The organism is Bradyrhizobium sp. CCBAU 25360 (assembly GCF_028128695.1).
Taxonomy (GTDB): Bacteria; Pseudomonadota; Alphaproteobacteria; order Rhizobiales; family Xanthobacteraceae; genus Bradyrhizobium; species Bradyrhizobium ottawaense.
This window is the reverse complement of sequence record NZ_LBJA01000026.1, coordinates 1-19,793: the sequence shown is the minus strand read 5'-3', so window position 1 is coordinate 19,793 and position 19,793 is coordinate 1. Positions and strand designations below refer to the sequence as shown.

The window sequence follows — 19,793 nt, the reverse complement described above, 5'->3', positions numbered from 1 at the left end:
GACCGGGAGAGCCATCATGACATCGCCAAAGCTCGACCGCCGCCAGATGCTGAAGCTGGAGGCTGCCGCGATCGCGGCCGCCGCTGCCGGCATGCCGGTCCCGGCGCTCGCCGCCAATCTCGCCGCCGAGCGGGAGGCGAGCGAATTGAAATGGGACAAGGCCGCCTGCCGCTTCTGCGGCACCGGCTGCTCCGTGATGGTCGCCACCAAGGACAACCGCGTGGTCGCGACCCACGGCGACATCAAGGCCGAGGTCAATCGCGGCCTGAACTGCGTCAAAGGCTATTTCCTCTCCAAGATCATGTACGGCCACGACCGCCTGACGCAGCCGATGCTGCGCAAGGCGAACGGCAAATACGACAAGAACGGCGAGTTCACACCCGTGTCCTGGACCGAAGCCTTCGACATCATGGAGGTGAAGTGGAAGGAGGCGATGAAGAAGCGCGGACCGAACGGCGTCGCCATGTTCGGCTCGGGCCAGTGGACGATCTGGGAAGGCTATGCCGCCTCGAAACTGTTCAAGGCCGGCTTCCGCACCAACAACATCGATCCCAACGCGCGGCACTGCATGGCTTCGGCCGTCGCCGGCATGATGCGCACCTTCGGCATCGACGAGCCGGCCGGCTGCTACGACGACATCGAGGCGACCGACGCCTTCGTGCTGTGGGGCTCCAACATGGCGGAGATGCACCCCATCCTGTGGACGCGCCTCGCCGACCGCCGGCTCTCGGCGCCGCATGTCCGCGTCGCCGTGCTCTCGACCTTCGAGCACCGCTCGTTCGACCTCGCCGACATCGGCATGGTGTTCAAGCCGCAAACCGACCTCTACATTCTCAACGCCATCGCCCATCACATCATCAAGACCGGCCGGGTCCACAAGGACTTCGTCGCCGCACACACCATCTTCAGGCGCGGCCAGACCGACATCGGCTACGGCCTGCGGCCCGAGCATCCGCTGCAGAAGAAGGCGACGGGTGCGGCGAAGGCCAATGACTCCACCGACATGAGCTACGACGAATTCGTCAAGTTCGTCTCGGACTACACGCTGGAGAAAGCCGCGGAGATGTCCGGCGTGCCGCTGAACCGCCTCGAGGCGCTGGCCGAGCTCTATGCCGACCCGAAGACCAAGGTGGTCTCGTTCTGGACCATGGGCTTCAACCAGCACACCCGCGGCGTCTGGTGCAACAACCTCGTCTACAACATCCATCTGTTGACCGGAAAGATCTCCTCGCCCGGCAACAGCCCGTTCTCGCTGACCGGGCAGCCCTCCGCCTGCGGCACCGCGCGCGAGGTCGGCACCTTCTCGCACCGCCTCCCCGCCGACATGGTGGTGACCAACAAGCAGCACCGCGACCACGCCGAGCATCTCTGGCTGCTGCCCGAGGGCACCATTCCCGACAAGCCCGGCGCACATGCCGTGTTGCAGAGCCGGATGCTGAAGGACGGCCTCATCAACGCCTATTGGGTGCAGGTCAACAACAATCTCCAGGCCGGCCCCAACACCAACGAGGAGACCTATCCGGGCTTCCGCAATCCCGACAATTTCATCGTGGTCTCGGACGCCTATCCGTCGGTGACGGCCCTGGCCGCCGACCTGATCCTGCCGACCGCGATGTGGGTGGAGAAGGAGGGCGCTTACGGCAACGCCGAGCGGCGCACGCAGTTCTGGCACCAGCTCGTCAACGCGCCCGGCGAGGCGAAGTCCGATCTCTGGCAGCTCATGGAGTTTTCCAAGCGCTTCAAGATCGAGGAGGTCTGGCCCGAGGAGCTGATCGCCAAGAAACCCGAGGTTCGCGGCAAGACCCTGTTCGACGTGCTCTACAAGAACGGCCAGGTCGACAAATTCCCGACCTCCGAGATCGAGGAGGGCTACGCCAACGAGGAATCCAAAGCATTCGGCTTCTACGTGCAGAAGGGACTCTTCGAAGAATACGCCTCGTTCGGCCGCGGCCACGGCCACGACCTCGCGCCGTTCGAGACCTATCACCGCGAGCGCGGCCTGCGCTGGCCTGTCGTCAACGGCCAGGAAACCAAATGGCGTTTCCGCGAGGGCAGCGACCCCTACGTCAAGCAGGGCACCGACGTGCAGTTCTACGGCTATCCGGACGGCAAGGCGCGCATCTTCGCCCTGCCCTACGAGCCGCCGGCGGAATCGCCCGACGGCGAATATCCGTTCTGGCTCTCGACCGGCCGCGTGCTGGAGCACTGGCATTCCGGCACCATGACGCGCCGGGTGCCCGAGCTCTACAAGGCCTTCCCCGAGGCCGTGTGCTTCATGCACCCGGACGATGCGCAGGAGGCCAAGCTCCGTCGCGGCGACGAAGTGAAGGTGGTCTCGCGGCGCGGCTTCATCCGCGCCCGTGTCGAGACACGCGGCCGCGACCGGCCGCCGCGTGGGCTGGTCTTCGTGCCGTGGTTCGACGAATCCAAGCTGATCAACAAGGTGACGCTGGACGCCACCGATCCGATCTCGCTGCAAACCGACTACAAGAAATGCGCCGTGCGCATCGAGCGGGTGTGAGCCATGATGAAGCGACTTGGCATTGCCGTGCTGGCGCTCGCGATTGCCGCGGGGGCGAGCGCGCTGACCGCGCAGACGCTCAATTCAGGCCTGCGCGGCCCGACCCCGCTTAACGACGAAGGGCCGGCGCCGACGATGCTGCCGAACCGCAACACCTCCGAGAAGGAGACGCGCAACTACCCGGAGCAGCCGCCGGTGATCCCGCATACGATCGACGGCTACCAGATCGACCTCAACGGCAACAAGTGCCTGTCCTGCCATGCCCGCGCGCGCACGGCGGAGTCGCAGGCGCCGATGGTCTCGATCACCCACTTCATGGACCGCGACGGCCAGTTCCTGGCCTCGATCTCGCCGCGTCGCTTCTTCTGCACGGAGTGTCACGTGCCGCAGAACACCGCCAATCCGCCCGTGAGCAACGACTTCGTCGACATCGACACGCTGCTCTCGCGCGCAAGCCCCGGTGGCCGCCGATGAGCGCGACCACGGAGGAGTCCAAGCCCAGGCGCGGCTTCATCGCGCGAACCTGGAGCTTTGTGCTCGAGCTCTGGGGCGTGCTGAGGCGCCCGAGCTCTGTGTTCGCGCTCGGCACGCTCGTGCTCGCGGGCTTCGTGGCGGGCGTCATCTTCTGGGGCGGCTTCAACACCGCGCTGGAACTGACCAACACCGAAAAGTTCTGCACCGGCTGTCACGAAATGAAGGACAACGTCTATGCGGAGCTGAAGTCCACCATCCACTTCTCCAACCGCTCCGGTGTCCGCGCCACCTGTCCCGACTGCCACGTGCCGCACAACTGGACCGACAAGATCGCGCGCAAGATGCAGGCGTCCAAGGAAGTCTGGGGCAAGATCTTCGGCACGATCGACACCCGCGAGAAATTCATGGATCACCGGCTCGAGCTGGCCGCGCATGAATGGGCGCGCTTCAAGGCCAACGATTCACTGGAATGCCGCAACTGCCACAGCGCGGATTCCATGGACATCACGAAGCAGTCGCCGCGGGCCTCGGTTGCGCATCAGCGCTACCTGTTCAGCGGCGAGAAGACCTGCATCGATTGCCACAAGGGCATCGCGCACAAGCTGCCCGACATGCGCGGCGTTCCCGGCTGGCAATAGCGCTTCTGCCCCCGCTTGAACCAGCGGGAGCAATGGCGCCCGCCGGTCCGGTGGGACGAGCCGGGATGCGGCCTCAGGCCACGTGCAGCTGCTCGCTGCCGGCCTTCGCGCGACCAGTCTTGGGCTGACCGAGCAGAGCCGCAAGAGCCGCGATCGCCTCCTGGCTCGGCTCCGGCGTTGCCGCGACCGTCCTGAAATACTCGCCGCAGAAATCGGTCCAGGCTTGCTGATTGCCGCTGGGAACGCCGATCACGAGGCTCTTGCCGGACTCGATGCAATGGGCAATCAGGTCGCGCAGCCCTCCGCCATCCGCCTCGGCCTTGCCGAACTTGTTGAGAAACACGATCTCGGCGTCGGCGAGCTGAGCCTCGACCAGTTGCGCCGCTTCGAGCAGGCGCGGCGTGGACAGACGGCAGGAGGTCGCTCCCGCGCCGAGATCCTCGGAGATCGACATCGCCCGGCCGGTGGCGAGCTCGTGCAGAACCATGTCGCAGCGAGTGCGACCCGGCTGGGGCACGTCGTCCTGGATCAGGCCGGCCAGGCTCTTGCCCGAGCCGCGAAGCTCGGTGACGAGACCGGCGAACCACCGGTTCACGGCCGGGCCCGAATCATAGACCAGGGCAACGCTGACGGCGGCGGAAGGCCGGGGCGCGCTATCGGCCGTATCGCGGGATTGCTGAAGCATGTCCATCACCTCGCCGCCTTCGCCTTGGCGACGTCGGCATCCTGCAGGAAGTCGATCATGCGCTGCACGGGGCCGACCTCGTCGATATGCTCGAGCATATCGCGATATCCCTCCTGCGCCTTGGGCGGCAGCTTGTGCGCGATGCCCTGGTGGCAATCGATGCAAGTCTTGCCCTGCGCGAACGCGGTCTGGTGCAGCTTGGAGGCGCGCGGCTCCTGCACCGCATACTCCATGTGGTCGAACTTGTGGCAGTTGCGGCACTCACGCGAATCCGTCGTCTTCATGCCGCGCCACACGCTCTTGGCAAGGTCGATGCGGTGGGCGTTGAACTTCTCGGGCGTGCCGATGGTGCCGAGGATCTTGTGCAGCACCTCGTTCGAGGCCTGGATCTTGCGGACGACCTTGTGGCTCCATTCCTTCGGCACGTGGCAATCCGGACAGCTGGCGCGCACGCCGGTGCGGTTCGAATAGTGAACCGTGTTGCGGTATTCGAGATAGACGTTTTCCTTCATCTCGTGACAGGAGATGCAGAACTGCTCGTTGTTCGTCATCTCCATCGCCCAGTTGAAGCCGCCCCAGAACAGGACGCCGCCGGCGAATGCGACGATGGCGATCAGTCCCCAGGCGTAGCGCGCGGTCGGCGAGAAGAACCATCGCCACAGCCGTTTCAGGCGACCCGGCTGCGCTGCTGCGACGGCGGCAGAAGTGCTGGTGTCCTGCATGTCAGCCTCACTTCGCCTGCGTCGCGTTCTGGAAGATGTTGCCGACCAGCGGCTTCGCGTCGGCCTGCGGCACGTGGCATTGCTGGCAGAAGTAACGCGTGCCGGCGACCTTATCGAGCCGCACGCCCTGGCGGTCGACGTAATGCGTCTCCGAGATCTTCGGCGCGTTGACGCGCGTATTGCCGGGCCAGTCGTGGCAGCCCATGCACGCGTTGTTCTCCGTCGTGATCTGGTAGCCGTCGATCTTGTGGGGGATCAGCGGCGGCTGCTGGCGATAGGCGCGCTCGAAGCCGCTCGCCGGCACCGACTGCTTGGTCACGTCGGGCGGCGCCGACATCTCGGTCAGCGGGGCCTCGCGCAGCGCCTTGGGCTGCTTGGCCTCCTGCGCAAGCGGGCCCGACGCCGCGAACGGAATTGCAACTGCGACGGCGACGGCCGCCGCCGCGATCAACGGAATCAGTCGAACAAACGTCATGGGAGGTCCCTTTCAAGGACGGCCGGCTGGGAAGAGACGACGCGCGCCGCTGGCGATGGCGCGGTCATGGAGGGGTCCGGACGCGCCGCATTGCGGCCGCGCAGACCGAGATGAAAGACCTGCTTGGAGCAGACGTCGATGCAGGCTCCGCAGAGCGTGCAATCGCCCGCGATAATGACCGGCGTGGCGCCGCTGCGCTCGCCCCTGAGCGCGGGGCCGATGACATGCGGCTCCGGACAGACGGCGAAGCAATCCATGCAGTCGTTGCAGGCGGCACGGTTGTCGGCGGTGACGCGCATCAGCGCGACCTTGCCGATCTGGCCGTAGAACGCCCCGACCGGACAGAGATGACCGCACCAGCCGTGCCTGGCGACGAGGAGATCGAACACGAAGATCGCCGCGGTGCCGCCGGCGCCGAACCAGAGACCGAACACCAGCGCGCGATGCAGCGCCGTCACCGGGTTGATCAGCTCCCAGGCGATCGACCCTGATAGTGCGGAGGCCGCGAGCACCGCGCCGACGAAATAGAGCCTGAGCTCCGGGCGGATCTTGGCCGTGAAGGTGATGCCGAGCCGCCGCCGCAGCCAGGCAGCAAGATCGGTCGCCGGATTGACCGGGCAGACCCAGGAGCAATAGGTCCGGCCGCCGAACAGCAGATAGGCGGCGAGCACGATCGCGGCGCCGATCACCGAGAGGGCCTCCGGCCAGTGGCGCGCCGCGAGCGATTGCAGCAAGACGAAGGGATCGGTCAGCGGCAGCGTGCCGAGCGTCATCGACGAGGCCAGCGTGCCCTTGGCGATCCAGACGCCCAGAAGCGGCCCCGACAGGAACAGCGCGAGGAAGAACAGCTGGCTCGCCCGCCGCAGCACCAGAAACCGCGAGGCGGCCCAAAGTCCCTTGACCGCGCGCGCTTCGACATAAGGCCTGGCATTCGCCGTCATGGCGTGCCTCCCTCGGGTCTGCGCACCGGCAGCTTGAGCGGCGCGTCGACCAGGGCTCCGCCGGCCCTGGACTTCTCTTCCCAGCCGCGCTTGTAGTGCTCGTCCTGCTTCAGCGCGGCGACCTCGATCGGCAGCACCTTGATGGCGGCATCGGTCAGCACGCAGGACTTCTCGCACTTGCCGCAGCCGGTGCAGGACTCGGCGTGAACGACCGGCTCGAAGATCGCGTGCTTGGTCGTGCGCGCGTTGTGCGAGACCTCGAGCGTGATCGCCTTGTCGATGGCCGGACAGACCCGATAGCAGACGTCGCAGCGCAAGCCCTGCAGATTGAGGCAGGTCTCGCGGCTGGTGATCACCGCGACGCCCATCTTGGCCTTCGCGATGTCGGTCAGCGCATGCTCGAGCGCGCCGGTCGGGCAGGCCTTGACGCAGGGAATGGTGTCGCACATCTCGCAAGGCACGTTGCGGGCGACGTAGAACGGCGTTCCCATCGCGGGCCCGTCGGCCCAGTCCGCGAGCTTCAGGGTGTCGTAAGGACAGTCGCGAACGCACAGGCCGCAACGGACGCAGGCCGCCAGAAAATCCTTCTCGGGAAGCGCACCCGGCGGCCGCAGCGTCTGCGCGGGCTTGGCCCGCGAGGACACGCCGAATGCCGTCAGCATCGTTGCGGCGACGGCTGCGCCGCCGCCGAAACGCGTCATATCCTGCAGCGCCTTGCGGCGGCGCGGATCGCGCGGGATGCCTGAGCTGGAATCCGACATGGCTCGTCCATCGAGGGTTCAGGCCGACGTCACGCGGCAGGCGCACTTCTTGAAGTCGGTCTCCTTCGAGATCGGACAGGTCGCATCGAGCGTGAGCTGGTTGGCGAGCTGGCTTTCGTCGAAGAACGGGAAGTAGACGAGGCCCCGCGGCGGCTTGTTGCGGCCCTTGGTCTCGACCCGCGTGACCACCTCGCCGCGCCGCGTCTGGATCTTCACCGGCTGTCCGCGCAACAGCTTGCGCTCGGCCGCGTCGTCCGGATGCATGAACAGCGTCGCGGCCGGCACGGCACGGTGCAGCTCGGGGACGCGGCGCGTCATCGAGCCGGAATGCCAGTGCTCCAGCACGCGGCCGGTGCACAGCCACAGATCGAACTCCTTGTCGGGCGTTTCGGCCGCCGGCTCGAACGGACAGAAGATGATGCGCGCCTTCTTGTCCGGCTTGCCGTAGAACGACACGCCCTCGCCCGGCTTGACGTAGGGATCGTAGCCCTCGCGGAAGCGCCAGAGCGTCTCCTTGTTGCTGACGACCGGCCAGCGCAGGCCGCGCGCCTGGTGATACTGCTCGAAATCCGCCAGATCGTGGCCGTGACCGCGGCCGAACTTGGCGTATTCCTCGAACAGGCCCTTCTGCACGTAGAAGCCGAATGCGGCACTCTCCGAATTGTCAAAACCCTTCTGGCACTCGGTGATCGGGAACTTGTTCACCTCGCTGTTGGCGTAGAGCACGTCGAACAGCGTCTTGCCGCGCACCTCCGGCTTCTTGGCGATCAGCTCCTCCGGCCACACGTCCTCGATCTTGAAGTACTTGGAGAACTCCATCACCTGCCAGAGATCGGAGCGCGCCTCGCCCGGCGCCTTCACCTGCTGGCGCCAGAACTGGGTGCGCCGCTCGGCATTGCCATAGGCGCCCTCCTTCTCCATCCACATCGCCGTCGGCAGGATGAGGTCCGCAGCCAGCGTGGTCACGGTCGGATAGGGATCGGAGACGACGACGAAGGCAGCCGGATTGCGATAACCGGGATAGCCCTCCTCATTCATGTTCGGGGCCGTCTGCATGTTGTTGTTGCACTGGACCCAATAGGCGTTGAGCTTGCCGTCCTTCAGCATCCGGTTCTGCAGCACGGCATGGTAGCCGATGTTGCCCGGGATGGTGCCCTCGGGCAGCTGCCACACCTTCTCGGCCGTCTCGCGGTGCTTCGGGTTGGTGACGACCAGATCGGCCGGCAGGCGATGGGCAAAGGTGCCGACCTCGCGCGCGGTGCCGCAGGCCGAGGGCTGGCCGGTCAGCGAGAACGGGCCGTTGCCGGGCTCCGAGATCTTACCCATCAAGAGGTGCACGTTGTAGATCATGTTGTTGACCCACGTGCCGCGTGCATGCTGGTTGAAGCCCATCGTCCAGTAGGAGACGACCTTCTTCTTGGGATCGGCATAGAGCTTTGCGAGCCGCTCGAGATTCTCCTTCGGCACGCCCGACATCTTGTGAGCATAGTCGAGCGTATAGGGCTCGAGCAGCCTCTTGTACTCGTCGAATCCGATCTTGTCCTTGAACCCGGCCGGATCGAGCGCGCCGTCCTTGCCGGCCTTGTGCGAGGCGTTGAGCGCCTTGATCTCGAGGGCGTGCGTCGGCCGCAATCCGTAGCCGATGTCGGTCACGGTCGATGCGAACTCGACGTGCTTCTCGACGAAGTCCTTGTTCGTCGCACCGGAGTTGACGATGTAGTTCTGGATGTAGTTGAGGATCGCCATGTCGCTCTGCGGGGTGAACACCAGCGGATTGTCGGCGAGCTCGAACGAGCGGTGCTCGAAGGTGGAGAGCACGTGGACTTCGCAGCCCTCATGGGTCAGACGGCGGTCGGTCAGGCGCGACCACAGGATCGGATGCATCTCCGCCATGTTCGAGCCCCACAGCACGAACGCATCGGCATGCTCGATGTCGTCGTAACAGCCCATCGGCTCGTCGATGCCGAAGGTGCGCATGAAGCCGGTGACGGCCGAGGCCATGCAGTGGCGCGCATTCGGATCGAGGTTGTTGGAGCGGAAGCCGGCCTTGTAGAGCTTGGCGGCGGCGTAGCCTTCCCAGATGGTCCACTGGCCCGAGCCGAACATGCCGACGGTCGAGGGACCACCGGCCTTCAACGCGGTCTTCCATTTCTCGGCCATGAGCTTGAAGGCGTCGTCCCACGAGATCGGCGCGAACTCGCCGTTCTTGTCGAACTTGCCGTTCTTCATGCGCAGCATCGGCTGGGTCAGCCGGTCCTCGCCGTACATGATCTTGGACAGGAAGTAGCCCTTGATGCAGTTGAGGCCGCGATTGACCGGCGCATCGGGATCTCCTTGCGTCGCCACGACCTTGCCGTTCTTGGTGCCGACGATCACGCCGCAGCCGGTGCCGCAGAAGCGGCATACGCCCTTGTCCCAGCGGATGCCGTCGGTCTTCCCCGGCTGCGCGATCGCCGCATCCGGCAGCGTCACACCGATGGTCGAGGCGGCAGCAACCGCTGCGGCTGCCTTCAACGCATCGCGGCGGGTCGCCGTGGCTTCATTTCCGTTCGTCAACTTCGTAACCATCGTCGGTCTCTCCGGCTCAACGAATCTCAAATTGCGGAAGGGCGCGCGTGCGCGCCGGAATTCTGGCAGAGGCCGCCGCAGCAGGCGGCCGGCTCGGTCTCGATCGCGCTCTCGTCGTCGGGCGCATCGAAGGCGTGAAAGATCAGCGAGGCACTGACGACGCCGGGCAGGCGATGCATCGCGGCGATCTGGTCGATCGCCAGCGAGGCCGGCGTATCGACGACGGTCAGCGCGAGCCGGTTCTCGCCGGATGCGGCCTCGAGCTCGACGCCGGGCAACGCCAGGATCCGGTCCGTCAGACCGTCCGCGGCATCCGGTGCGAGATAGACGGCAACGCCGCAGATGTTGGTGGCCTCAGCCATTGTGCACGACCAGGTTTGCAAGTTCGGATACCAGCGCGATCCGGTCCCGCGGCGCGAGCGCGATGGCTTCGACCGGGCAGACCGGGATGCAGTCGCCGCAGCCGGTGCAGGCCGCGGCATCGATGACGGCGCCGAGCTTCTCGCGCGCGAGAATGCGGATGGCGGAATGCTCACAGGCTTCGACGCAGCGACGGCAGACCACGCCGTGTCTTTCGACGCAGGCGCTCGCGCTGGAGACGGTCGCCACCTGTTCGGGGCACGACTCGTTCACGCGCGGCGCAAGCGCGTCGCGGCCGGATGCGAAAGGCAGAACGGCAGAGAATAGTGAGCGTCGCGACATTGGTCTCGGCATATCCGAATCCTCACGGGCAGACCCGTGTTGAGGAATTTTCCAGGAGAATGCGCCCCATCGGGCACATCTCGGTCGACGCCGTTGTCACCGCTGCGGACCATAGGTTCGCGCTGTCCATGTTGCATTGCGCTAGATCAACCGGCGTCGCGAACGCGCGCAAGCAACGATTAACCTGCGGGTCGTTTGCCGCACGAAATTGCGCAAACCGGGCAAGGCGTTTACTTCGCCTTCACCTGCGACGTGACGAGGCGGATTTACGGCCGCGAGGCGGGCCAGCGGAAGCTGACGACGGCCCGCTGACGCCTCGATCTTCGCTGCTGCATCCGGCTTGAAAGCGGGGGTCGAATGATTAACTTGGGGCGTAGCGAATCGCCGCCTTTTCGCCCTTCCTCAAGACAGATATGGCCAGTTTCACACCGCATCAGGATGCCGCTCTCAAGGCCGTCGGCGACTGGCTGAAGGCCAAGCCGGGCCGCAATGGCACGCCGCCGATCTTCCGTCTGTTCGGCTTTGCCGGCACCGGCAAGACCACGCTGGCGCGGCACATCGCCGACGGCGTCGACGGCGAGGTGAAGTTCGCCGCCTTCACCGGCAAGGCCGCCCTCGTCATGCGCAACAAGGGGTGCGACGATGCCTCCACCATCCACTCCCTGATCTACCGCGCCCGCGAATCCGGCGAGGAGCAGCCGAGCTTCGAATTGTGGGACGACGCGCCGGCCTCGAAGGCGAAGCTGATCGTGATCGACGAATGCTCGATGGTCGACGCCGAATTGGGCCGCGACCTGATGTCGTTCGACTGCCCGCTGCTGGTGCTGGGTGATCCCGCGCAGCTGCCGCCGATCCAGGGCGGCGGCTTCTTCACCAACACCGAACCGGACGCGATGCTGACCGAGGTGCACCGCCAGGCGCAGGACGATCCGATCGTGCGGATGTCGATGGACGTGCGCGAGGGACGCGAGCTCGACATCGGCCGCTACGGCGAGAGCGAGGTGGTGTCGCGCAAGGAGCTCGATCCTGACAGGGTCATGGGCGCCGACCAGGTGCTGGTCGGCCGCAACAACACCAGGCGCGCCTACAACATGCGGGTGCGCCAGCGCCAGAACATCGAGGACGTCTTCCCGGTCGCCGGCGACAAGCTGGTATGCCTGCGCAACAACCGCAAGAAGGGCCTGTTCAACGGCGGGCTATGGCGCGTGAAGTCGCGCAACACCTCGCGCGCGAAATCGCGCATCCTCAGCATGCGGCTGTCGCCGGACGAGGATTTCGGCCACAAGGTGACCAAGGTCTCGGTGCGCGCCGATTGCTTCGAGGGCGGCGTCGAGCAGATCGCCTGGGAGCAGCGCAAGCCCTATGACGAGTTCGACTACGGCTACGTGCTCACCGTGCACAAGTCGCAGGGCTCGCAATGGGACGACGTCGTGCTGTTCGACGAGAGCTTTGCGTTCCAGGACTCAAGGGCGCGGTGGCTGTACACAGGCATCACGCGAGCGGCGAAAAGGTTGAGTATCGTGGTTTAGGCGCCGAGGCCCGAGCCTCGACCTCCGCTGTCGTCCCGGACAAGCGTAGCGAAGCGGAGCGCCGATCCGGGACCCATACCCACAGGAAGATGATTGACGAAGACTCGGAGTGGGAGTTTTGCCTCACGCTCCTCCCTGGGGTTATGGGTCCCCGCGTTCGCGGGGACGACAGCGGTTATGAGGTGGCGTTGCCGCGCCTCACGCTCAGTTACTTCCCCGCGACAAAATAAAAATCTTCCCGTCCCGGCGGCGAGCCGTAGGTGAACGGCTGCTGCTCGTGCCTGGTGGCGGCCCAGACGTCGTCGCGGATGATGTCGAACAGTTTTCGGATCTCGATGCGCGGCTGCTTGATCTCGCGGGCCAGCGCGGTGGCGAACGGGCTGTTGGCACTGCCGTCGCCGTCCATCGCGGTCTCGCCGTGCTTGGCGGCGTAGACCACCATGAAGCCGGCGCCGGGCTCGATGTTGGAAAAGCCCTTGTCGACCAGCTTCAGCGACAGCGTGCGCTGCATGCTCGGCGCGAACGGATTGTCGCGGCAGGCATCCAGGACCACGAGACGCATTTTTCGCGCGGCACCGACCGCGGCGATCACCTGCTCGAGGGCGACCGCCTGGGTCTCGGCGTCCTTGTCGGCGGCGAGCTTGGCGTCGACGGGAACGAGATAGTTCACCCCGCCGATCTCGAAGCCGTGGCCGGCGTAATAGACCACGGCCCAGTCGGCCTTCTCCGCTTCCTCCGCGAAGGCCTTCAACGCGTCGAAGAACTTGTCGCGGGTGAGGTCATTGACGGAAATCACGCTCTGGAAGCCGACGTCGCGCAGCACGCTCGCGATCAGTTTGGAATCGCGCGGCGGATTGGGCAAGGCGTGGACGTTCTTGTAGGCGCCGTTGCCGATCACCAGCGCCACGCGGCGCCCGGTTGCCCCGGCCGGCGCCTGCGGCGTCAGCGCGGCGAGCCGCTCCTGCGCGACGGCACGGGCGCGGGCGACGTCGGGCTCGTCGAACTTCGTCAACGAATAGGCGGCCGCGCGGAAATCGGCGCGCGCCTGCGCGAGATCCTTCTTCCGCTCATAGATCTGGCCGCGACCGGAATGCGCGCGGATGTTGTTCGGATTGATCTGGATCGCCGTGTTGTAGTCCTTCAGCGCGGCGTCGAGGTCGCCCTTCATCATGCTGACGTCGGCGCGGTTGTTGATCGCGAACACGTTTTTCGGCTGCCGCTCGATCAGGCCGTTGCAGTCGGCAAGGGCCTGCGCGTACCTGCCCATCATGCCGTACGTGATGCAGCGGTTGCTGGCGATCTGCGGCGCGGCCGGGTCGATCTTCTCGGCCTCCGCGAAATCCGCGATCGCGCCGTCGAAATCCTTCATCAGCGTCCGCGCTCGGGCGCGATTGGTCCAGCCGAGCAGGAATTTGGGCGTGTATTTGATCGACAGGCTGAAATCGTCGATCGCGCTTTGCAACGCGCCGCGGCGCGCATAGATGACGCCCCGATTGTTGTAGGGGACACCGTAGGTGGGGCGCTTCTGGAGGGCGAGGTTGTAGTCCGCCATGGCGAGATCGTCCTGGCCCTTGCGCTCATAGGCGAGGCCGCGCAGGTTGAGGGCAATGACATAATCCGGATCGAGATCGACCGCGATGGACAGGGTCTCGATCGCGTGGTCGTAATCGCGCTTGCTGATCAGCGTGTTGCCGCGCACGGAGAGCGCGATGGCCTTGTCCTTGCCGCTGAGCTTGTCGGCCTTCAGCAGATTGTCGCAGGCGCTCGCGCGGGCCTGGGCCTCCGCCTGGCGGTCACGGCAGAGGGTGAGATCGTCGGCCTGCGGGTCGGCCGCCGCGCTGAACAGGCCGGCCGTCAGGATGACGAGGGTCAGGGAAACGACGCGCAGCATGGGTCAGGCCTGCTCCAGCCAGATTCTTCTTGAGTCGATCATCGATCGCACCGGTTCATCTAGCGCGGAGTTCCCGGTCTCGCCAAGCCGCCGGCGCCCGGCTATCCCGCGCGGCTCATTTCACAGACTCGTGTCCGTCCCGTCGTAACAATCGGCGGCCGCGTCCGTACCTCGGATGGTGCGAAAACGCAGCCGGGCAACTGTTCGTCCGGCCCCGACCGCCCTAGACTGTCAGACCTTCCGAAAGAGGATCCGCCATGCGCCGACCTGCCCTCGCCTCCCTGCTCGCCGCAACCACCGCCCTCTCGCTTGCCTTTGCGCTGGCCTTTGCCGCGCCGTCCCGGGCCGCGGAGGATGCGGTCGTGATCCCCGCCCCAGCCATGGATGCGGCACCCGCGAGCGGGATCCAGACCGCCGTGATCGCCGGCGGCTGCTTCTGGGGCGTGCAGGGCGTCTTCCAGCACACCGCGGGCGTCGTCAACGCGGTCTCCGGCTATGCCGGCGGCACCAAGGCGACCGCCGACTACCAGACGGTCTCGAGCGGCCGGACCGGCCATGCCGAGGCGGTCGAGATCAAGTACGACCCGAAGAAGATCTCCTACGGCAAGATCCTCCAGATCTACTTCTCGGTGGCGCACGACCCGACCCAGCTCAACCGCCAGGGCCCCGACGTCGGCACGCAATATCGCTCGGCCGTCTTCACCACCTCCGACGAGCAGAAGAAGGTGGCGGAGGCCTATATCGCCCAGCTCAACGGCGCCAAGGTCTTCAGCAAGCCGATCGTGACCAAGGTCGGCGCGCTGGAGGCGTTCTACCCGGCGGAGGCCTACCACCAGGACTATCTGACGCTGCACCCGAACCAGCCTTACATCGCCTATAACGACCTGCCCAAGGTCGAGAACCTGAAAAAGCTGTTCGCGGATAACTACATTGAAAAGCCGACGCTGGTGAGCGCCAGCAAGGCCACCAACTGATCGCGAGATCACCGAAACAAACGGGAGACCCATGCCCGACACCAAAATGAAAACCACTGATAACAAGGTCATCAAGAGCGAAGAGCAGTGGCGGCGCGAATTGTCGCCGATGCAGTACGCGGTGCTGCGCGAGAAGGCGACCGAGCGTCCCTTCTCCGGCGAGTATGAGCACGACCACCGCGCCGGCACCTACACGTGCGCCGGCTGCGGCAATGTGCTGTTCGAGTCCGACGCCAAGTTCGATTCCGGCTGCGGCTGGCCGAGTTTCACCCAGCCCGCCGTCGAGAGCCATATCGACGAGGAGCGGGACGTGAGCCACGGCATGGTCCGCACCGAGGTGCTCTGCTCCAAATGCAGCGGCCATCTCGGCCACGTCTTCCCCGACGGCCCCGGGCCGACCGGCCTGCGCTACTGCATCAACTCGGCCGCGCTGAAGCTGGAGCCGAAATAAGGTTGCGCGCGGCCCGGTTCCTTCGTGGAACCCGGCCGCGCGATGTGCTTTTCTTGTCTGGCGGTGCGGCCGATCATCGCATTTGGCGGCCGCCAGGGAGGATGCCATGTCACTCGGGACCGTCCTGATCATCCTGGTGATCATCTATCTGCTCGGCGGCCTGTCCGGCCGCATCGGCGGTTACGGCTATGGGATGGGCCATTCCGGCATGGGCATCGGCGGCGTCGTGCTGGCGGTGCTGGTCGTCCTGCTGCTTCTTGGCAAATTGTAATCCATATAAGCCATTGTAATAATTTGATTAATTTCATCCGCGGAGCTGCCATGCGCGGATTCATCATCTCCCATCGCGGGGGTCGCATTTTTGTCAAATCGGCCTATATTAGAGGGCGAAATGGCATGTGCGGCGGGCTCGCTCGATGGCGGCCCCTGCCCTCCCAAACCCCACGCGCTTAAAGCCCCAGAGAAGATCACGAGGTCTTTGACCATGCGTCCACTGCGTCCGTTCAACTTCAACACCTCCGCCGAACTCTTCCCCGCCGCGATCCGCAAGAAGAAGCGCGCAGGCTTCACCTATCGCCGGTTCGGCACCGCGGCCGAAGCCGTGCAGTTCGCGATGGAGCAATTGCCGACGGATTCACTGAACGGCGCCTATCTCCAGGTCGAGGAAGCGCGTTTCGACCAAAACGGCATCCGCTCGCTCTATGAGAGCGAAGCCTTCCCGTTGCCCCGCCGTCCCAAGCCGGCGCCGGCCGAGACCGACGCCGCCGACGCGGCCTAAGTTTTCGCAAGCCTCCGATGTGCGCAGAAGCGCGATGGCCGAAAGGCTGTCGCGTTTTTTGCGTTTGGGGGTTCTCCCCGCAGCGGCGCATCATCGACCAGATGGACTCGCGGCAAGCGCTCCCAGCCGCCGCGCTAAATCCGCGGCTGCTTGTCGAGCCAGCGGCGGAGCAGACGCACGTTGCGCATGTTGGCGCGGAACATCACGTCGAAAGCGTCGCCCGCGAACGGGACCATGCCGACCACGCCGTCGAGCGCGACATTGCCGAGCATGCGGGTGGTGATGTACCAGGGCGCGCCCAACGCGCGGGCCTCCCGCACCAGCCACAGCGAGATCGCCGTGGTGATGATGTCGCCGACGACGGGGATCAGACCTATCAGCCCGTCGATGCCGTAGCGGATGTTGGTGCCGGGCAGGATGAAGGCGACGTCGAGCAGCTTTGCGATCGCCTCGATCCGCGCGATCCGCTGCTCGCGCGTCAGATTGCCGAACGGACTCCCGGCGAATGGATTGTCCTTGCCAAGCTCGAAACCGAATTCGCGAAACCCCTGCTGCAGCGTCTCGGAGCGGATTTCCCGGCCGTCCTGGTCGATGATCGGCCCGCGTGTCTCGGTGCCGGAACAGGTCGCGCGCGAGCTCCCCGAACGGGATCTGCGTGGAGCTAGGATGTCGTCGTCGGACATGGTCATGGCCCTCAGGGAACGCGCGGACGAGGCGGAGGTTGCTGCGCCGCGTCCGAACGTCGCGCGCTCACGTCGGCGCCGCCACCGGGTGCGGCTCCTTGATGTATTTATGCACGAGCCAGGACGAAATCACCGCCGGCACGAACCCGACGAGGCCATACAGGATGAACTGCACCGCACCCGAATCCGGCCCGCGCGAGCTGTAGGTGAGCGAGGCCAGCACGAAGGCGAACAGGCCGACCAGGAGCATCCGCAAGCCCGGGCCGATCCGCCTGACATGGGTCAGGATGTCATCGACTGCGCCGATCATCAGCGAAGGCAGGAAGCCGAACAGATAGCTGTACTGCAGGGTCTTGAAGAACACCGCGAACAGCTTGCCGACCTCGCCGAGACTGGTCTGGGCCCAATAGCCGGACTGATAGGTCGTCGTCAGCAGCAGCAGGAACCCGCCGACGAACGGGCCAACCAGCGCAAACACCAGATAGCGTTTCATCAAACACCTCACGTTTCGCCGGTGTTATAGCAGCGCCGCGGGAACCTTGAATAGCGGGGCGAGCTCTGCCTTTGGAGGAACAAGTGGCAAGGCGACGAGTTCAGACAGGACCTGAATTATCCCTGTCAGATTGGAGCCGCCGATGGCCCGCAGATTTCTCCTGGCGACGATCACGCTGGCAGCCCTGAGTGGCCTGTCGAACGCACCCGCTCTTGCGCAAGGCCACATGGGCTCGCCCCAGGAACAGCAGGCCTGCTCGCGCGACGCCTCGCGCTTCTGCCGCAAGGACCTCGGCAATGACGGCGCCGTGCAGGGCTGCCTGCAAGCCAACCGGGCCAAGCTGTCGCGCTCTTGCAGCAAGGTGTTTCAGAGCCACGGCATGTGAGGACCGCGACCATCCCCAGCGAACGGAGAGTGAAGCCATGTTGCGCGACGAACAGCTCTCGATCCTGCGGGACATCAGCCAGTCCGTTGCCTTCGCCGACGACCGCCACGGCAAGATCGGCGAGCTCATCGCCGACGGCTACGTGATGAAGGACGGCGATTTGTTCGAGCTGACTGCCAAAGGCGTCACCGCCGTCGAGGAACACGCCGCCGCGCTCGGCGCGAGCGATGTGGAACAAGCGAGCGCCTCCTTCGATCGGATGATCTGATCGCGCGCGCACGCTTTGTGCGTGACGTCCACGCAACAGCTGCAAATTCCTTTGCACCTGCCATTGCAGCCGCGTGACAATGGCGCATACTTCGCTCGGGCGGCGCAGCACTTTTCGATTCGAACATCAAGAAATCGAGCGACCACATGCGGGACCAAAGTTCCCGGCGTGAAGGCTGTGACATGCGGCAGATCAAGCCGTGTGCGGCGCCCCAAAAACCAAGTGGCTCAAGCTCACGGAACTCGGGGACGCATTCTGCATGACACGCTATCAGACGATCGCTTCGCTGCTTAAGACCACCGCTTCGCTGTTGGCCGTAGCAACCACGGCCATCGCACTCCAGACCTCACCCGGCCTCGCCTTCTCGTCCGAAGCGCAGCAGATGTGCACGGGCGATGCGATGCGGCTGTGCTCAAGTGAGATCCCCGACATTCCCAGGGTCAGGGCCTGCATGGTGCGGAACAAGGCCCAGGTCAGCCCCGGCTGCCGCGCCGTGATGGACCGCGAAGCCGCGGCATCAGCATCCCGCAAGCGGGAAGCGGCGGCGCAATAGTAATCCATGAAGAATGTCATTCCGGGGCGGTGCGCAGCACCGAGCCCGGAATGACAGCAATGCCTCAGTCGCCCCACTGTGCGAAGGCGTCGTTGAAGGCGCGTTCGCCGGGGGCGCCCTTCTCGATGGCGATGATGGCGCGGCGCTGATTGGCATAGACCAGCGGCACGTCGAACCACGAGCGCTCCTTCAGGAGCTGGACGTTGCGGGAGCGGTCGGCGTCGACATTGGACAGGCCGACCAGGAAGAAGCCGTCGGTGACCTTGACCGCGAGGCCGGCGAGCGGCGTGCCGCGCGCCTGCTCGTTCGACTTCATCAGAATGCCCGGCACGTTGGAGACGCTGCCGCCGGGAAAATCCGGCGGCAGGATGAAGGTCAGCTCCGCCGTGTGGCTCGCCGGCAGCGAGGAATCGGTGTTGCGGCGGAACGACATCGTCATCTTGAACTTGCGGTCGGGGATCTCGATGTCGGCACGCACGGCGACGTCGGCCTTCTGGTTGCCCGACGCCTTGATCGGCTCGAGCCGCCACACCACCGAGCCGACATATTGCTTGCCCTTCGGATCGGACGGATCCTCGTCATAGAGCACGACCTTCTGCGCCACCGGCGCGACCGGCTGGTCGCTGGCCGAGGGCTGGCCGACGCGATCCGGAATCTTGGGCTTGCTCTGCGGCTGGGACGGATCCTTCGGCGCCTCCACCACCTGGGTCGGCGAGGACTTGAGCAGGTTGGTCGCGATCTGGACCAGCTGCTTGCCCCAGAGGATGCCGGCGCCGACCAGGATCAGCACGATGCCGACGGCGATCGCACTCTTGAACGGGAAGGCGGAGCGCGTGCGGGCACGCTTCTTGGCGTCGCGCTCGGGCGCGATGCGCGGACGCGGCGACGGCGGCGCGTAGCGCTCGGCCTCCTCGACCGACTCGTCGTAGGAATAGGGCGCGTCCTGCTCGCCGGCGCGGTTTTCCAGGCTCGGCTCGAGCCGGTCGAATTCCGGCGAGGGCGAGGGCACGTTGGCGTAGGTGCGGCGCGCGGCGCGGCTGGCCTGGGCGGCAGCGCCGCCGAGATCGTTGGCGTCGGCCGTGATGTCGCGGAAGCCGCGCACACCCGGTGCCGGCGGCAGCGGCGGCGGAGGTCCGACATCGGGCGGACGGCGCGCACCGGCGCGATCGCGCCCGGCCGCCGGCTCCGGCATCGGTGGCGGGGCGGACGGTCCCGGTTGGCGCGGGGCGTCGAAACGGGGCGCGCGCGGCGGACGCGGGGCCTCGCTCTGGTCATCGACGTTGAAGGAGGGACGGTCGGCG

General features: G+C 65.6%; 23 protein-coding genes. 11 read left to right on the top strand and 12 right to left on the bottom strand.

Features of this window, described 5'->3' with window-relative positions; genetic code table 11:
- The first annotated feature begins 16 nt into the window (after positions 1–16).
- From napA (XH81_RS05375) to XH81_RS05365, 3 genes are read left to right on the top strand one after another with little or no spacing between them, the layout of a single operon-like run.
- Positions 17–2,521, top strand: coding sequence for a nitrate reductase catalytic subunit NapA (gene napA / locus XH81_RS05375; protein WP_028140227.1), 2,505 nt, complete (start codon positions 17–19; stop codon positions 2,519–2,521).
- 3 nt (positions 2,522–2,524) lie between these two features.
- Entirely contained in the window at positions 2,525–2,995 is a 471-nt protein-coding gene (locus XH81_RS05370; protein ID WP_028140228.1) for a nitrate reductase cytochrome c-type subunit, read from the top strand.
- Positions 2,992–3,633 carry a NapC/NirT family cytochrome c gene (locus XH81_RS05365; RefSeq protein ID WP_028140229.1) on the top strand — a complete coding sequence of 214 codons (642 nt, stop codon included), beginning with the start codon at positions 2,992–2,994 and terminating at the stop codon, positions 3,631–3,633. Before XH81_RS05370 ends, XH81_RS05365 begins: the two co-directional genes overlap by 4 nt.
- A gap of 73 nt (positions 3,634–3,706) precedes the next feature.
- Here XH81_RS05365 and XH81_RS05360 read toward each other — a convergent pair whose 3' ends face one another.
- The 8 genes from XH81_RS05360 to XH81_RS05325 are packed head-to-tail and all read right to left on the bottom strand — an operon-like array spanning position 3,707 to position 10,487.
- Positions 3,707–4,318, bottom strand: coding sequence for a DUF2478 domain-containing protein (locus tag XH81_RS05360; protein WP_157158408.1), 612 nt, complete (start codon positions 4,316–4,318; stop codon positions 3,707–3,709).
- A 5-nt stretch (positions 4,319–4,323) separates the two neighbouring features.
- Positions 4,324–5,040, bottom strand: a complete 717-nt coding sequence (locus XH81_RS05355; RefSeq protein WP_063615300.1) for a NapC/NirT family cytochrome c — start codon at positions 5,038–5,040, stop codon at positions 4,324–4,326.
- Between the two features lie 7 nt (positions 5,041–5,047).
- Positions 5,048–5,515, bottom strand: coding sequence for a nitrate reductase cytochrome c-type subunit (locus XH81_RS05350; protein ID WP_038948471.1), 468 nt, complete (start codon positions 5,513–5,515; stop codon positions 5,048–5,050).
- Positions 5,512–6,456 (bottom strand): quinol dehydrogenase ferredoxin subunit NapH, encoded by a 945-nt coding sequence (napH, locus tag XH81_RS05345; RefSeq protein WP_049801836.1) that lies wholly within the window; start codon positions 6,454–6,456, stop codon positions 5,512–5,514. The genes XH81_RS05350 and napH overlap by 4 nt, the downstream gene beginning before the upstream one ends.
- Positions 6,453–7,217 (bottom strand): ferredoxin-type protein NapG, encoded by a 765-nt coding sequence (gene napG, locus XH81_RS05340; RefSeq protein WP_049801837.1) that lies wholly within the window; start codon positions 7,215–7,217, stop codon positions 6,453–6,455. Before napG ends, napH begins: the two co-directional genes overlap by 4 nt.
- Positions 7,218–7,235: 18 nt before the next feature.
- The gene (gene napA, locus XH81_RS05335; RefSeq protein ID WP_038948467.1) at positions 7,236–9,785 is read right to left on the bottom strand and encodes a nitrate reductase catalytic subunit NapA; all 2,550 of its coding nucleotides are present in this window, start codon (positions 9,783–9,785) and stop codon (positions 7,236–7,238) included.
- 26 nt (positions 9,786–9,811) lie between these two features.
- Positions 9,812–10,147, bottom strand: coding sequence for a chaperone NapD (locus tag XH81_RS05330; protein WP_049801838.1), 336 nt, complete (start codon positions 10,145–10,147; stop codon positions 9,812–9,814).
- A complete protein-coding gene (locus tag XH81_RS05325) occupies positions 10,140–10,487 on the bottom strand; it encodes a 4Fe-4S dicluster domain-containing protein (RefSeq protein ID WP_049801839.1) in 348 nt (115 codons plus the stop codon). Before XH81_RS05325 ends, XH81_RS05330 begins: the two co-directional genes overlap by 8 nt.
- A gap of 413 nt (positions 10,488–10,900) precedes the next feature.
- Here XH81_RS05325 and XH81_RS05320 point away from each other — a divergent pair, with 413 nt between their 5' ends.
- The gene (locus tag XH81_RS05320; RefSeq protein WP_028140233.1) at positions 10,901–12,016 is read left to right on the top strand and encodes an ATP-dependent DNA helicase; all 1,116 of its coding nucleotides are present in this window, start codon (positions 10,901–10,903) and stop codon (positions 12,014–12,016) included.
- A gap of 208 nt (positions 12,017–12,224) precedes the next feature.
- Here the strand turns inward: XH81_RS05320 and XH81_RS05315 are convergent, their stop codons facing one another.
- Positions 12,225–13,907 carry a tetratricopeptide repeat protein gene (locus tag XH81_RS05315; protein ID WP_028140234.1) on the bottom strand — a complete coding sequence of 561 codons (1,683 nt, stop codon included), beginning with the start codon at positions 13,905–13,907 and terminating at the stop codon, positions 12,225–12,227.
- Positions 13,908–14,164: 257 nt separating this feature from the next.
- Here XH81_RS05315 and msrA point away from each other — a divergent pair, with 257 nt between their 5' ends.
- The 4 genes from msrA to XH81_RS05295 all read left to right on the top strand — a co-directional run bounded on the left by msrA (position 14,165) and on the right by XH81_RS05295 (position 16,110).
- Entirely contained in the window at positions 14,165–14,881 is a 717-nt protein-coding gene (msrA, locus tag XH81_RS05310; protein ID WP_028140235.1) for a peptide-methionine (S)-S-oxide reductase MsrA, read from the top strand.
- Between the two features lie 31 nt (positions 14,882–14,912).
- Complete coding sequence (gene msrB, locus XH81_RS05305) at positions 14,913–15,332, top strand: peptide-methionine (R)-S-oxide reductase MsrB (protein ID WP_028140236.1); 420 nt, start codon at positions 14,913–14,915, stop codon at positions 15,330–15,332.
- A gap of 106 nt (positions 15,333–15,438) precedes the next feature.
- Positions 15,439–15,603 carry a DUF3309 family protein gene (locus tag XH81_RS05300; protein ID WP_080670079.1) on the top strand — a complete coding sequence of 55 codons (165 nt, stop codon included), beginning with the start codon at positions 15,439–15,441 and terminating at the stop codon, positions 15,601–15,603.
- Positions 15,604–15,816: 213 nt separating this feature from the next.
- On the top strand, positions 15,817–16,110 hold the full coding sequence (locus tag XH81_RS05295; RefSeq protein ID WP_018318374.1) for a hypothetical protein: 294 nt from the start codon (positions 15,817–15,819) through the stop codon (positions 16,108–16,110).
- A gap of 134 nt (positions 16,111–16,244) precedes the next feature.
- Here XH81_RS05295 and XH81_RS05290 read toward each other — a convergent pair whose 3' ends face one another.
- Positions 16,245–16,799 (bottom strand): DUF4112 domain-containing protein, encoded by a 555-nt coding sequence (locus XH81_RS05290; RefSeq protein ID WP_271596068.1) that lies wholly within the window; start codon positions 16,797–16,799, stop codon positions 16,245–16,247.
- A 61-nt stretch (positions 16,800–16,860) separates the two neighbouring features.
- Positions 16,861–17,286 carry a DUF5413 family protein gene (locus XH81_RS05285; protein ID WP_028140238.1) on the bottom strand — a complete coding sequence of 142 codons (426 nt, stop codon included), beginning with the start codon at positions 17,284–17,286 and terminating at the stop codon, positions 16,861–16,863.
- A 142-nt stretch (positions 17,287–17,428) separates the two neighbouring features.
- Here XH81_RS05285 and XH81_RS05280 point away from each other — a divergent pair, with 142 nt between their 5' ends.
- The 3 genes from XH81_RS05280 to XH81_RS05270 all read left to right on the top strand — a co-directional run bounded on the left by XH81_RS05280 (position 17,429) and on the right by XH81_RS05270 (position 18,492).
- Complete coding sequence (locus tag XH81_RS05280; protein WP_028140239.1) at positions 17,429–17,671, top strand: hypothetical protein; 243 nt, start codon at positions 17,429–17,431, stop codon at positions 17,669–17,671.
- A 37-nt stretch (positions 17,672–17,708) separates the two neighbouring features.
- The gene (locus tag XH81_RS05275) at positions 17,709–17,939 is read left to right on the top strand and encodes a hypothetical protein (protein WP_026202008.1); all 231 of its coding nucleotides are present in this window, start codon (positions 17,709–17,711) and stop codon (positions 17,937–17,939) included.
- A gap of 259 nt (positions 17,940–18,198) precedes the next feature.
- Positions 18,199–18,492: a hypothetical protein gene (locus XH81_RS05270; RefSeq protein ID WP_162832256.1), complete on the top strand. Its 294-nt coding sequence runs from the start codon at positions 18,199–18,201 to the stop codon at positions 18,490–18,492.
- Between the two features lie 64 nt (positions 18,493–18,556).
- On the opposite strand, the gene XH81_RS05265 is transcribed toward XH81_RS05270, so the two are convergent.
- Positions 18,557–19,793 (bottom strand): hypothetical protein (locus tag XH81_RS05265; protein WP_271596067.1); only part of this gene is annotated, 1,237 nt, incomplete at its 5' end.